The sequence below is a fragment of the Streptomyces sp. NPDC001502 genome (genome assembly GCF_042894785.1).
Taxonomy (GTDB): domain Bacteria; phylum Actinomycetota; class Actinomycetes; order Streptomycetales; family Streptomycetaceae; genus Streptomyces; species Streptomyces kutzneri.
Genome location: NZ_JBIAVW010000001.1, coordinates 233,222 through 245,638 on the forward strand (window position 1 = coordinate 233,222; position 12,417 = coordinate 245,638).

A 12,417-nucleotide genomic window follows, 5' to 3' on the forward strand; every position below is an offset into this window, starting at 1 on the left:
ACGCCTCCGTGCACGGTTCGCGGACCTCGGCGGCAGCGCTACGAGACGGCGCTGATGTGCCTGGCGGAGGCGCGGTAGCGGGCCTGCTGGCCGCCTCCGCTGCCGCCTGCGGCGCCCTCGGCCTTGACCGCGAGTCCGGTCTTCACCATGCGGTCCAGGGTGCGTCGGGCCTTCTCGGTGGCGGCGCGGTCGGGGTTGTTCTCGCCGCTCTCGATGCGGGCGAGTTCGCGGACGGTCAGTCCGTCGGGGCGCCCCCGGAGGATCTCGACGGGATCCAGCGCGGGATCGACCATGCTGGTGCCGCGCTCGTGGTCGTGGATGACCTGGAGCGGGCCGATCTCTCCCGTGGGCGTCTTGAGGTGGTGGAGCGTGACGGCGAGGTCGCCGGCCTCTCCGCCCACGTACAGGACGCTGCCCGCGCCGGAGACGATGTGCGTGGAGCCGTAGACCCGGTCGAGCGTGGGCTTCTGGGCGCGCGGTGTGCCCTCGCCGGCCTTGCGCTGGTGGTGCAGCTCGATGACCTCGACTCCGTCGCGCATGGCCCGCTGGCGGGCGTTGTTGTAGGCGACGCCGAGGGCGTCGTCGACCAGGGTGCTCACCGCGTCCTTCAGGCTGTCGATCACGATCGTGTCGGCCCCGTGGGCCTTGGCGAGGTCGAGCAGGAGGTCGGGCTCCTTGTCGAGCGTCGCGGGCAGCGGGCCCTGCCAGACGGCCAGTCCGTCACGCAGCCTCGCCTCGTGCTCGGGCTGGATACGGCGGGCCAGGGCGCGGGCGATCTGCTTGTACCGGTCCAGTGCCAGGTAGAGCACCCGCTTTCCCGGTGCGACCGGCATGCCCAGGACGCTGTCGGCCAGGCCCAGGCGGGCGAAGACCACCTGGTGCGCGAGGGTCGTCTTGCCGACGCCGGGAGCGCCGACGAGCATCAGACTCTCCCCGGAGGCCCAGGCCGTCTGTTCGCGGGTACCCCACAGCGGGTCGGTGTCGGCACCGGATTCGGTGACGAAACTCCACCCGTCGGTGATGAACCGGGACAGCCGCCCCTGCCCCGACGCCAAGGCGCGCTCGCCCTCGGCGCGGACCTCGGCCGCGACCTCGCTGCGGATCGCATCGGGGTCGGCACCCGGCTCCATGGTCCGCTGCACGGTGCGCATGCCGGAGGCGCGCAGGCGCCGCAGGTCCGCTTTCCTCCGTACGATCCCTGCGTAGTGGACCGCCCCGCTGACTGAGGGAGTGGCGTCGGCGAGACGGTGGATGTAGGGCACGCCGCCGACGCGGTCCAGGTCGCCCTGCTCGCACAGCCGGTCGCTGAGCACGATCGGGTCGGTCGGCTTGTCCTCGCCCCGCAGGGCCAGGATCGCCCGCCACACCGTCTCGTGCGCAGGGCGGTAGAAGTCCGGCCCCTCAAGGAGGTTGCGGACCGCGTCGACGATGTCGGCGCTGAACATGCAGGAGCCCAGGACGGCGGCCTCCGCGTCCGCGTCGTACGGCGGCATGGCGGTCATGTCCATCGCGGCGAGGTGTGGCGGGTTCGGCAGGGGGTCGTCCATACTGGACAAGAAGCTCCTCTACGTGCGGGCCACATGGGACGGCAATCCCGGCCTCGCAGGTCAGTCGTTCAGGGATGGGCGGCGTGAGGTTTGCGCTTTGGGCCCCTCGGTGTTGGACCACCGGGGGGCTTTTTGCATGTCTGGGTACGGGCTCGCGGACTCCAGGGGATCGCTGCGGTCTTCTGGGGGTGATCGAACTGTACCACACATTATGCGGTTGGCAGAGGTCTATGCGAACCGCAGAAGATGATGTATGGTTTTGGCATGCCGCAAAACCGTGGCCGACACAGCGACAGAAGGGAGGGGTGATGCCGCAGGACGAGAGCGACGCCCCCGAGGGGGTGCTGCTCAGTGGCGAGGAGAACGCCGCCGTGCGGATCAAGCTGGAACGGGAGAAGCGCGGTTGGAGCACCACCGCGTTGTCCGACCTGCTCAACGAGGCGGGCTTCGACATGAACCCGTCCGCGGTCTGGCGCATCGAGAACCGCAAGCGCCGGATCAACCTCGACGAGGCCATCGGCTTCGCCGAGATCTTCGGCGTCCCGCTCAGCAACTTCGTCGGGCCGCCGAGCCTGGCGGCGATGGGCCGCGCCATGGAGCTCATCGACAACGTCGTCGCCACCTACCGGGCCTCCTTCCGCGCCGGCGCCCAAGCCACCCAGGCGCGGGACGACCTCGCGGCCTACCTGGCCGACCATCCCGAGATCGCCACCGAGGCCGACGCGATGGTCTCCAACGCCATCGCCGCCGAGGCGATGAAGATCAACACGGAGCGGTACGGACAGCCTCCCGGCGCGTAGCCGCACCCCACCTCACCCCGCTGCCCTGGGCCTGCAAACCCCCAGCTCGCAGCCGCAGTACCGCCCATCCCATCCTTGAACGACACACGGCCGGCTCAGGGGGTTGCCGCCCCCGCCAGCCCGGCCAGAAACCGGAGCACTGCTTGCGCCACCAGGCGATATCCCACACCTCCACCCAGCGCCCGCGCACCGCGAAGGAGGTGACCACCCCCGACACCTTCCTCACCGTGGAGCAGGCCGCCGAACGCCTCGGCACCGGCGTGCGCTTCATCCGGCGCCTCATCCAGGAACGCCGCATCGGCTACGCCAAGTTCGGCAAGCACGTCCGCATCGCCGACAGCGTTCTCGCCGCGTACATCGACGCGAGCACCGTCCCCACCCTCCGCGACGCCCGTTCCCGCTTCGGGAAGGCGGCCTGATGGCGGCCCGCAAGCCGCAGCGGCGGCGCGAATTCGGCACCACCCGCCAGCTCCCGTCCGGCCGTTGGCAGGCGCGCTACTGGGCCCCCGACGGCAGCCGCCGCACGGCCCCGGAGACCTTTGCGACGAAGACCGACGCGCAGGACTGGCTCACCCTCACCAAGGCGGACATCCAGCGCAACCACTGGACCGACCCCGACGTGGGCAAGGTCAACTTCGAGGCGTACGCGCTGAAGTGGGTGGACGAGCGGGGCCTGGCTGCGACCACGGACGAGCTGTACCGCCGGCTTCTGCGCCTCCACGTCCTCCCCGGCTTCGGTGACCTCGACCTGGACGAGATCACCCCGCCGGTCGTGCGGACCTGGCGGGCCGAGCGCTTGGCCGCCACCGGCTCCACGACCGTCGCCAAGTCCTACCGGCTGCTGAAGGCCATCATGGAGACGGCTGCCGACGACGAGCTGATCCGCCGCAACCCGTGCCGCATCAGAGGCGCGGGGAGCGAGCAGGCCAAGGAGCGCCCGACCGCGACCGTCGCCCAGGTCGACGCACTCGCCGAAGCCATGGGCCCGCGCTGGCGGCTGATGGTCTACTTCTGCGCCTACGGCCCGATGCGCCCGGAGGAGCAGGCGGCCCTGCGCCGGACCTCGGTCACCCTGGATCCCCTCGCCGTACGGATCACGGAGGCGGCCCCGGAGCTGAACACCGGCCGCCGCGTCGAGGGCGACACCAAGTCCGCGGCGGGTGTCCGGACGATCCACCTGCCGGCCTTCCTCTACATGGAGGTCAAGCGGCACCTGGACTGGTTCGCGGAGAAGGCGCCCGACGGCCTGCTGTTCGTGGGGGAGAAGGGAGCACCGTTCCGGCGCACGTCCTTCGGCCGCAAGTGGGCCAGGGCCCGCGCGAAGGTCGGACTGCCGAAGGACTTCCGCTTCTACGACCTGCGCCACACGGGCCACACCCTGTCGACGCAGTCGGGCGCGACGCTGAAGGACACGATGGTCCGTGCCGGTCAGTCCTCGGAGAAGGCCGCGATGATCTACCAGCACTCCGACGACGAACGTCAGCAGGAGGTCGCCGGAGGCATCGACGCGCGGGTCCGCGCGGCCCGCCAGAAGGAGGTACCCCAGCAGCGATCAGTCCGCCTCGCCTGATTGCCGTCGCTAAGACTCATCCCTGCCGTCTTGGACAGCCCCGCTCTCCGTGCTGATCCCCGCGTGCCTTCGGATAGCTCGTGACAGTGTGAGGGGCGGGGTGCGGACGCAGTCCGCGGCGGCCGGCCCCTGGAGCCTTCCGATGGAGGACTGGGCACTGCTGGTTGCTGCTTCCTGGCGAACGAACCTGACCATGCAATAGTGCGCACCACTGTTCGGGGCTGGATGCGGCTGCGTCCCGGTGATATCTGTTGAGATCGCCAAGCGCAGCAAGGGGGGATGGCGTGACGAGCCAGCATGACAGTCAGCCGGGGGGCGAAGAGCAGCGGGCACTGACAGTGCTGCCGCCTAGGCTGAGCATGCCGAGGATGGCGACGCCGAAGCAGACGGTCACCTTCTTGTACGACCCCGACGAGTTCGAGGAGTTCGTGAAGGAATGGGTGCCGACACAGGAGGCGAAGTACGACCTCGTCGAACGGCAGGGAGGGGCGGGGGACCACGGCATCGACGTGGCAGGCTTCCTGACGCAGGCGAAGCTGGAGGGGGAATGGCACAACTACCAGTGCAAGCAATACAAGCGGGATCTCTCCTGGACCACTGCTGCCCAGGAGATGCGGAAGATGTTTGTGGCCGCCGCGGCCGGCCACTTCACGGTCCCGACGCGCTACGTCTTCGTTGCTCTCACCTTCGCTGCCAGCCTCAAGCGCCTCATCTCGAAGCCGTCCGAATGCCGGGAAAAGTTCCTTGAGGATTTGTCCACGACCAAGGACAAGCTCGTAACCAAACTCGACGCTGACGAGCGCCGGAAGGTCGAGGGGCTGGCGAAAGGTACTGACTTCGGCATGTTCTCGTGCATCGATCTTGATCAGCTGCTCGAGGAGCATATGACCACGCCTCACTGGCTCGGCCGTTTCCCGCAGGCTCCGCCGACGAACGGGCCGATGAAGCTGTCTCCTCCTGAGCTGCCCCGGCACGACGAGGCGCGGTATGTACAGCGCCTAGTCGATGTCTACCGGGAGCGGTTCCCTGACAAGATAAACAGTTTGGAGCAGGTTGACGACGTGGCGGAGGCCAAGGGCCACCTTCTGCGACAGCGGGTGGCCTTCTTCGCCGCCGAGTCCGTGCGCGTGTTCGCGCGGGACTCGACCACACCAGACTACTTCGACCAGGTTAAAGAGGATATCTACACGATTGTCGTGGAGGAGGCGGAGCGGGCCCACCCGAACGGCTGGGAACGACACGCAGCTGTCACTATCTGCGCGGGCACCGTCGAAGTCACCGAGACGATCCTCAAGCCCTACGTGGGACCGGAAGTCCGCAAGGGAGTTTGTCACCACCTGGCGAACGACAACCGCCTTATCTGGTGCGGGGAGGGAGAACAGTGACCCCGCTCAACAGCCCACTCGAGGTTGGCGTGCGCGCACTTGTCCTCCTAGCCGAGAGCCACCCCCAGCCCTTGGACCTCGCCCAGCTCGTTGCGCTGGACTACCTCGTCCTCCATAGCGGAGAGTTCGATGGCCCGCGCAGCCTCCACCCCGACCTGCCCGCTCGGGAAGGTGAACTTGGGAGGAAGCGAGAACTCCTCGAACAGGGTCTTCTTGTGCTGATCCGGGCCGGGCTGGCCGACATGGTCAGCAGCGAGAGCGGCCTCATGTACGCGGCTACCGAAACCGGCTGCACTTTTATCGAAGTGCTGGAGGCCCCTTACGTCGCATCTCTGCGCGAACGTGCCGAGTGGGCACTCCACCACTACTCCTCCCCGGCGCACGCCCGCATTGTGACCCACCAGATCATCAACCGTGCCGCAACAGGCTCCGCATCCGAAGGGGCTGGCCATGGCTGACCTGCGTTTGACACATCTCACCTACGCCTCCGCGACCAGGCCGCTCGCCACAGTGGACTTCGACCCGTCCCTCACCGTCATCTACGGCGCCTCGGACACTGGCAAATCGTTCGTTGCGGAGTCCATCGAGTACATGCTCGGCGGCAGCAAGCTCGACTTCGTCTCCGAAGCCGATGGATACAGCCAGATCCTCCTCGGCCTCGAGCTTGACGACGGAACCCCGCTCACTTTGCTGCGTGTCCCGGACAGCAACACCATCCACGTGCACTGGGCTGATATGCGGGAACTGGTCACCCGTCCCTCCGATTTTGATGTCACGGCCAAGCACACGGCGCGCAGCAAGAACAGCCTCTCCCAGTTCCTCCTCGGCAATCTCGGATGGGACGACCTGCGCATCCGCACGAGCGACGCCGGCGGCACCCGCGAGCTGCGCCTGAGCGACCTGGTCCACCTCTCGGTCGTTCCTGAGAACCGCATGGTCGACAAACGCTCCCCAGTCCTGCACTCCTCCTCGGCCAACGGGAAATCCGCGGCAGCCTCCGTCATGCGGCTGCTGCTCACGGGAGAAGGCGACGCCGAGATCACCACCGGCATGAACGCTGGCCAGCGCCGTGTCAACAAAGGGCAGGTCAGTCTCCTCGACCGGATCATCGTCGACCTGCAGACCAAGCTCAGCACCTCTGAGAACGTCCAGGAACTACGCGACCGGCACCGGCGCCTGCAGACAGCTATCGACGGCTACTCCCGCGCAGTCGAGACCATCACCCAACAGCACTTGAACTCCGTGGCCGAACGGATGTCGGTCACGGAGGAGCTGGCCGGGATGGAAGCGCGCCTCGCCGAGGTCGGGGACCTCATGTCCCGGTTCACCCTGCTGGAGAAGCAGTACCGCTCCGACATCGAGCGGCTCGTCATGGTCACTGAGGCCGGCAACCTCCTGGGGTTCTTCAAGGTCGGCACCTGCGTCTTCTGTGGTGCCGAGCCCGAACATCAGCACCCCGACCACAGCGAGCGCGAGACGACCCAGTTGCATATCGCAGTGGAGACGGAGATGGCCAAGACCACCTCTCTCCTCGATGACCTTCGGCCGACCATGCGCGACTTGCGTAGTCAGCTCGAAGAGCTCAGCAGTCTCAGAGAGGAGCTGAAGGCATCCGCTGCTCGCCTCGACGCTGACATCTCTGTCACCCGGGAACGGCTCACCCCCCTGCGCGAGGACATGGACCAGCATCTTGAGGTCCGCTCGGCCATCGAACGCGACTTGGACCTGCATCAGCGGATCGAGGAACTGGAAGAGCGCCGGTCGCAGTTGGACGGCGAAGCCGCAACTCCCTCCCACCGGCCGGCCGACTACATTCCGAACCGCGTGCTCTCCGCCTTTGATCAGGTCCTCCAGCAGACGCTGGAGGCGTGGAAGGTGCCCTCCGTCGAGTACGCGGAGTACGACCAGTACCAAATGGAGGTCAGGGCAGGTAACCGACTGCGGGCCTCCCGGGGCAAGGGCGTCCGCTCCGTTCTGCACTCCGCATTTACCACGGCCCTGGCCCACTACTGCCGTGAGCACGACCGGCCGCACCCCGGGCTCGTCGTCCTTGACTCGCCCGTCGTTACCTACCGCGGCCCCCACAGCGACCCCCAGGGCGATGCCCCAGGTGACGACGTACCGATGACGTCGACCGTCGTCGATCACTTCTACCGGAACATGCTCACCTTCCCAGGACAGGTCATCATCTTCGAGAACGGTGACCCACCCCACGACGTTATTGCCCAAGCCCGCACCCACCGGTTCGGCCTTCAAGAAGGCGACCGTGCTGGCTTCTTCCCGTCAGGGCCGGAGAGGCGGTCAGGTTCGTGAGCGGCTGAGGTCACGAGCTGCGGGTCCACTGGCGCCTTCTGCAGGTGGAAATGTTGTCGTGAGTTTGGACCTGAGTAAGGACGAGACATTCCTCGACTGGATCTTCTGCTGGTACCTCGGCAGGGTGTAACTGACCACCCAGCTGGTCGTGTCCCTGGAGGCCACCTAACCCACGCGGTCCGCCTCCGTCCCTCTCTCGCCGTGCGAGGGAGAGACGCTGGACGGTAGGTCCAGGACCTTAGAACGGCCGCCCGGTGACCGGTCGGGCCTCTGTGACTCGCGTTCCGACAGACGGCGTTCGCCAGGTGGCTCTGGAGGCGGCTGCGTGCTTTTGGGCGGGCTCGTGGCTATGGGGCTCCGCTGCCGTGCTGCCTGAAGGCCGCGTAAGCCTGGCCGATCGCGTGGAGCTTTCCGGTAAACAGAGCTCCGAGAAATGAGCCGAGTCCGAAGACTGCGAGGGCGAGGGGGATGGCGGCCATGAGATCCGCTCCACCCAGGGTCCCGGTCATAAACACCCCAAGTGCAGCAAGGCCGGCGCCGACGAAGACCTTCCGTACCCCGCGGAGGTCCGGCACCTCCGGTCCCGGCTCTGCTGGCAGTGCTTCTGCGTCCAGCAATGCTCCGTACGCAGACTGGGCCTGCCGCACGGCCACGCTCAACGCCATCGCACCGAGGGCACGTGCCGTAGCCTCCCGGTCTTCGACCAGGCCGTCAAGCTTGTCCGCGAACGCCGTCCGGACCTTCTGACCATGCTCCTTGAGACGGCTCCGGTCCCCTGCGTACCCGGGGATTCCGGCCGCCGACTTGGAGCTGTCCGTCACAGCCGTCATGAGTGCGGAGGTCTTTTCGTGGGCGGAGGCAAGGGCCTCGGATCGCTGCCTCCCGGCCGGAGCTCCCACGACGGCGGCAAGTGCAGGCAACACTTCGAGTGCTTCCGTCACGACCTCTTCGCCTTCTCTGACGTACCCCTTCGACATCATGTCCCAGCGGTCTCTGGAGCCGCGCAGGCTCGCAGCCACGAAGACCACACACACAACACCAACGCCGAAGAACTCGAGCTGCTTCTTCTCCTCGCGCGTGAATCCATCGTCCGTGGCCGCAACCGCTGCAGCCTCCTGCGCTGTGGGGGTGGTCTTCGCGGCCTCGGCCCGATTCTCCTTGCCGAAGTACAGCAGGGCAGCCACCAGCACGATCCCCACGTATCCGATAACGACCGCTGCCACGATCGCCCCACTCACGATGCTGCCGATCACGGTCGTAAATGACTTCCAGGGCGAACGGAGTGGCCGGATGTAGACCGCCTGAATGTCATCCCACGGCACGGAATCGCTGCACCCAAGCTCGGTGGCAGCGTTCCGTCCTCTGTCGATGCGTTCTTGGGCGGCTGCGGTGTAGCGGGCACGAACGCGGTCACGGTAACCGGGCCGGGTTGCGGTTGCCGGCGGTAACGGAAGCGTCTGTGGGGCCGCGGTTACAGTCGGCACGGTCAAGGTCGTGGTCCTCTCTCGGGGGCACTCAGGGCACGCCAGCGTCTGAGCCGCCGGTTCCGTTCGCCAAGGAACGTTCGAACGACCGTGACGACGCGCTGCGCACCTTGCCGTGCCGGACTGGCTGAGGCGGTGTTGCAGGGAGCTGTCTGGCCTACCTCGGGCATGGGCCGGAGCCTCCCGCGTGGTGGTTCGGGCGCATCACGCGAGCGAACTCGGCTTCCGTGGTGGTGGGACGGCGCGGAGGAGTTCCCACAGGGGCCGCGAGCCGCTGGCCCATTGGGCGAGGAGGTGGCGGTCGACGAGGTGGAGGCGCTGGGACTTGGCGAAGTCGAGGGCGGGCCGGGAGAAGCGGCCGTTGGTGAGCATGACCAGCACGTCACCGTTGTGCACCTGGCGGCCGGTGCCGTTCAGGACGTAGAGGTCGGGTGCACCAACCGCGGATCCGGACCAGCCGTCCTTCCGGTGCTTGCACTGGATGACCCAGCGCCTGCCTTGGGGGTCGGTGGCCTTCACGTCTGCCCCCTTGTCGCCACCCCTGCCAACCTGCTGCGCGTCCTGACACCCGTCCCGGCGCAGCAGGTCTCGCACGGCGTATTCAAACTGGGTGTAGTGAAGGCCGTCCAAGTGCTCCACTACATACCGGAGCCCCTGGGCTCGAGCGGCCTCCCTACGGGCACGCTCCTTCTGCAGGTACATCCCCACGGCAATCGCGCTCGCTAGAGCTGCGACCGGGAGTGCGAGGACCCAGAGGTGATCGGCCAACCAGGCCTGCACCGCCAAGAGGAAGCCGGATGCCCAAACACCGACCAGGCCGAGCACTAAGAAGAACTGGAAGTCGGAACCCTGCTGCCTACGTGGCCGACTGCCTCGGTTTGGTCGACGTCGAGCGGGACGGCGAGTCACCGGTCGCTCCCTGCGCTGGGGAAGACAATCGGATACGAGACCGTCGGCTGCGGCAGCGGCACCTGCTGGTTCTCCCAGGCCGGCCACTTGATCGGGTAGACCACCGTCGACTGCGGCCTGGGTAACTCCTGACCCGAGCCTGTTCCGGCCCCCGTGGAGGTTGTTCCGTTCCCGAAGACGATCACTCCGGCGACGATCAGGCCGAGCGTCGCGGTCTCCCGCCGGGCCCCGGCAGGTAGCCGGACGTGGCCTTTGACCCGAGTGCCGTCTGCTCGGAAGTAGTCATTGATCCAGGGCACAGCTGTATCCCCCCACCAGTCGCGATGCGCCTCCCTGCGCACCGGATCCATGAAAGCACTCGCCACTGACAACGCGTCACCTACTTGTCACCACTCGTGATCATCTGCCGAGTCGGGGCGAGCCTGCCTGCGCTTCGGCGGGCAGTACCTTCGGCGACATTCGGAGGTGTAGGGGGAGCGTTGCGCGGTCGCCAACTCGGCCGTGCGGGCGGCGTGGTTGAGGGCTGCCTTCAGGGTTGCGAACGGGCGAATCTGGACGCTTGTGTGGCGCGGGTCACATGAAATGCGTCTCGCGATCCGAGGCGGTTCCGCGTCCGAGTGGTGCAGGTGGTGCGCGAAAGGCCCCCGGAGCAGGGCATTCCTGCGAGTTGGGGCACGCGGAGGGCACGGAAGGGCCTAAGAGGTCTAGACAACAAACAAGCCCCAGGTCGCTGACCTGGGGCCTTGTCATGGAGCGGATGACGGGAATCGAACCCGCGCTATAAGCTTGGGAAGCTCATGTTCTACCATTAAACTACATCCGCACAGCGGGCCAGTTGCCTGGATCCCTGGTTTTGCTCACTCTACCTCATGATCGACCCCCGGTGAATTTGCCGCGGGGTCGTTGTCGTGTGTGGCGTACACCGGGGCGTGTGGGCGCGGGAGTTGGGGCGTACCGTGTGGGTGCGGAGCGGCGGCTGGAGTGGGTGCCGATCATCCCCTAATGTGGCGATTCGTCGTAGTACGGCTCGTTGGGGAAAGGGACTCGATGGAGCACACCGTCGTCCGTTGTGCCGAAGGGCACGTTTTCAGTACCGCCTCCTTCCCGCTGCAGCACCTCGGTGCCGGCCGGATCGGGCCCGGGCGGCTGCTGCGGTGTCCGCGGTGTGCGCGGTTGCGGCACGCCGTGCCCGTGGGTGGCGCGAAGCGGTAGTCGCCGGGGTGGGCGCGCGGGTCGTCGCTCTCGATTGGGGGTGGCCCGCGCGCTCTGCGTATCCTCGGGACGTGCTTCTCTCTGACAAAGACATCCGGGCCGAGATCGACAGCGGACGGGTTCGCATCGACCCGTTCGAGGAATCGATGGTGCAGCCCTCCAGCATCGATGTACGTCTCGACCGGTTTTTCCGGGTGTTCGAGAACCACCGCTACGCCCACATCGATCCGGCGATCGAGCAGGCGGACCTGACCCGGATGGTCGAGCCGGAGGGTGACGAGGCGTTCATCCTCCACCCCGGTGAGTTCGTCCTCGCCTCGACGTACGAGGTCATTTCGCTGCCCGACGACATCGCCTCCAGACTGGAGGGGAAGTCCAGCCTGGGCCGCCTCGGCCTGGTGACGCATTCGACCGCCGGGTTCATCGACCCCGGGTTCTCGGGTCACGTGACCCTGGAGCTGTCGAACCTCGCCACCCTGCCGATCAAGCTCTGGCCGGGCATGAAGATCGGGCAGCTGTGCATGTTCCGGCTCAGCTCGCCCGCCGAGTTCCCGTACGGCAGCGAGCGCTACGGGTCCAGGTACCAGGGGCAGCGCGGGCCGACCGCCTCGCGCTCCTTCCAGAACTTCCACCGTACCCAGGTGAGGCACGAGGCATGAGCGACGTACGCGAGAACCTGACCTACGACGGTTTCGGGCGCGCCGTGCGCGAGCTGGCGCAGACGATCGCCGACGACGGCTACGAGCCCGACATCATCCTGAGCATCGCCCGCGGCGGGGTGTTCGTCGCCGGCGGCCTGGCGTACGCGCTCGACTGCAAGAACATCCACCTGGTGAACGTGGAGTTCTACACCGGCGTCGGCACCACGCTGGAGATGCCGGTCATGCTGGCCCCCGTGCCCGAGGCGATCGACTTCACCGACAAGAAGGTCCTCATCGCCGATGACGTGGCCGACACCGGCAAGACGCTGAAGCTCGTCCACGACTTCTGCCTGGGCCACGTCGCCGAGGTGCGCTCCGCCGTCGTCTACGAGAAGTCCCACTCCCTCGTGAAGTGCGAGTACGTGTGGAAGAAGACCGACGAGTGGATCAACTTCCCCTGGTCCGTCGAGCCGCCCGTCGTCAAGCGTGAGGGCCAGGTCCTCGACGCCTAGCCGAGACGGCATGCAGAGGGCCCGCCGCGCGGACAGTGCGCGGC

At 67.1% G+C, this 12,417-nt stretch carries 12 protein-coding genes, 1 tRNA gene and 1 pseudogene; 9 read left to right on the plus strand and 5 right to left on the minus strand.

Annotated features, from left to right (window positions below):
* Positions 1-38 precede the first annotated feature (38 nt).
* Positions 39-1,547 carry a DnaB-like helicase N-terminal domain-containing protein gene (locus ACFY0D_RS01165; RefSeq protein ID WP_390796365.1) on the minus strand — a complete coding sequence of 503 codons (1,509 nt, stop codon included), beginning with the start codon at positions 1,545-1,547 and terminating at the stop codon, positions 39-41.
* Between the two features lie 308 nt (positions 1,548-1,855).
* Between ACFY0D_RS01165 and ACFY0D_RS01170 the strand changes: the two genes are divergently transcribed.
* The 7 genes and pseudogenes from ACFY0D_RS01170 to ACFY0D_RS01200 all read left to right on the plus strand — a co-directional run bounded on the left by ACFY0D_RS01170 (position 1,856) and on the right by ACFY0D_RS01200 (position 7,615).
* Entirely contained in the window at positions 1,856-2,347 is a 492-nt protein-coding gene (locus tag ACFY0D_RS01170) for a helix-turn-helix domain-containing protein (RefSeq protein ID WP_385257912.1), read from the plus strand.
* A gap of 143 nt (positions 2,348-2,490) precedes the next feature.
* Positions 2,491-2,766, plus strand: a complete 276-nt coding sequence (locus tag ACFY0D_RS01175; protein ID WP_390796366.1) for an excisionase family DNA-binding protein — start codon at positions 2,491-2,493, stop codon at positions 2,764-2,766.
* Positions 2,766-3,917 (plus strand): tyrosine-type recombinase/integrase, encoded by a 1,152-nt coding sequence (locus ACFY0D_RS01180; RefSeq protein WP_390796367.1) that lies wholly within the window; start codon positions 2,766-2,768, stop codon positions 3,915-3,917. The genes ACFY0D_RS01175 and ACFY0D_RS01180 overlap by 1 nt, the downstream gene beginning before the upstream one ends.
* Positions 3,918-3,939: 22 nt before the next feature.
* Positions 3,940-4,116: pseudogene (locus ACFY0D_RS01185) on the plus strand (IS5/IS1182 family transposase); the annotation flags it as partial.
* Between the two features lie 85 nt (positions 4,117-4,201).
* Positions 4,202-5,302: an ABC-three component system protein gene (locus tag ACFY0D_RS01190; protein WP_390796368.1), complete on the plus strand. Its 1,101-nt coding sequence runs from the start codon at positions 4,202-4,204 to the stop codon at positions 5,300-5,302.
* A 29-nt stretch (positions 5,303-5,331) separates the two neighbouring features.
* The gene (locus tag ACFY0D_RS01195) at positions 5,332-5,760 is read left to right on the plus strand and encodes an ABC-three component system middle component 2 (protein WP_390796569.1); all 429 of its coding nucleotides are present in this window, start codon (positions 5,332-5,334) and stop codon (positions 5,758-5,760) included.
* Positions 5,753-7,615 carry a hypothetical protein gene (locus ACFY0D_RS01200; RefSeq protein ID WP_390796369.1) on the plus strand — a complete coding sequence of 621 codons (1,863 nt, stop codon included), beginning with the start codon at positions 5,753-5,755 and terminating at the stop codon, positions 7,613-7,615. Before ACFY0D_RS01195 ends, ACFY0D_RS01200 begins: the two co-directional genes overlap by 8 nt.
* Positions 7,616-7,962: 347 nt before the next feature.
* On the opposite strand, the gene ACFY0D_RS01205 is transcribed toward ACFY0D_RS01200, so the two are convergent.
* The 4 genes from ACFY0D_RS01205 to ACFY0D_RS01220 form a co-directional block, all read right to left on the minus strand.
* On the minus strand, positions 7,963-8,868 hold the full coding sequence (locus ACFY0D_RS01205) for a hypothetical protein (protein ID WP_388890899.1): 906 nt from the start codon (positions 8,866-8,868) through the stop codon (positions 7,963-7,965).
* Positions 8,869-9,303: 435 nt separating this feature from the next.
* The gene (locus ACFY0D_RS01210; protein ID WP_376009221.1) at positions 9,304-9,801 is read right to left on the minus strand and encodes a restriction endonuclease; all 498 of its coding nucleotides are present in this window, start codon (positions 9,799-9,801) and stop codon (positions 9,304-9,306) included.
* A 203-nt stretch (positions 9,802-10,004) separates the two neighbouring features.
* The gene (locus tag ACFY0D_RS01215; protein WP_388890896.1) at positions 10,005-10,307 is read right to left on the minus strand and encodes a hypothetical protein; all 303 of its coding nucleotides are present in this window, start codon (positions 10,305-10,307) and stop codon (positions 10,005-10,007) included.
* A gap of 450 nt (positions 10,308-10,757) precedes the next feature.
* A tRNA-Gly gene (locus ACFY0D_RS01220) sits at positions 10,758-10,831 on the minus strand.
* Between the two features lie 460 nt (positions 10,832-11,291).
* On the opposite strand from ACFY0D_RS01220, the gene dcd reads away from it, so the two are divergent.
* Both dcd and ACFY0D_RS01230 read left to right on the plus strand, forming a co-directional pair.
* Positions 11,292-11,879 carry a dCTP deaminase gene (dcd, locus tag ACFY0D_RS01225; RefSeq protein ID WP_030009868.1) on the plus strand — a complete coding sequence of 196 codons (588 nt, stop codon included), beginning with the start codon at positions 11,292-11,294 and terminating at the stop codon, positions 11,877-11,879.
* A complete protein-coding gene (locus tag ACFY0D_RS01230) occupies positions 11,876-12,373 on the plus strand; it encodes a phosphoribosyltransferase (protein ID WP_030009869.1) in 498 nt (165 codons plus the stop codon). The genes dcd and ACFY0D_RS01230 overlap by 4 nt, the downstream gene beginning before the upstream one ends.
* The last annotated feature ends 44 nt before the right edge of the window (positions 12,374-12,417 follow it).

Coding starts and splice junctions, on each gene's coding strand:
- ACFY0D_RS01165 (WP_390796365.1), bottom strand. CDS start 1,547: ATGGACGACCCCCTGCCGAACCCGCCACACCTCGCCGCGATGGACATG.
- ACFY0D_RS01170 (WP_385257912.1), top strand. CDS start 1,856: ATGCCGCAGGACGAGAGCGACGCCCCCGAGGGGGTGCTGCTCAGTGGC.
- ACFY0D_RS01180 (WP_390796367.1), top strand. CDS start 2,766: ATGGCGGCCCGCAAGCCGCAGCGGCGGCGCGAATTCGGCACCACCCGC.
- ACFY0D_RS01200 (WP_390796369.1), top strand. CDS start 5,753: ATGGCTGACCTGCGTTTGACACATCTCACCTACGCCTCCGCGACCAGG.
- ACFY0D_RS01210 (WP_376009221.1), bottom strand. CDS start 9,801: ATGTACCTGCAGAAGGAGCGTGCCCGTAGGGAGGCCGCTCGAGCCCAG.
- ACFY0D_RS01230 (WP_030009869.1), top strand. CDS start 11,876: ATGAGCGACGTACGCGAGAACCTGACCTACGACGGTTTCGGGCGCGCC.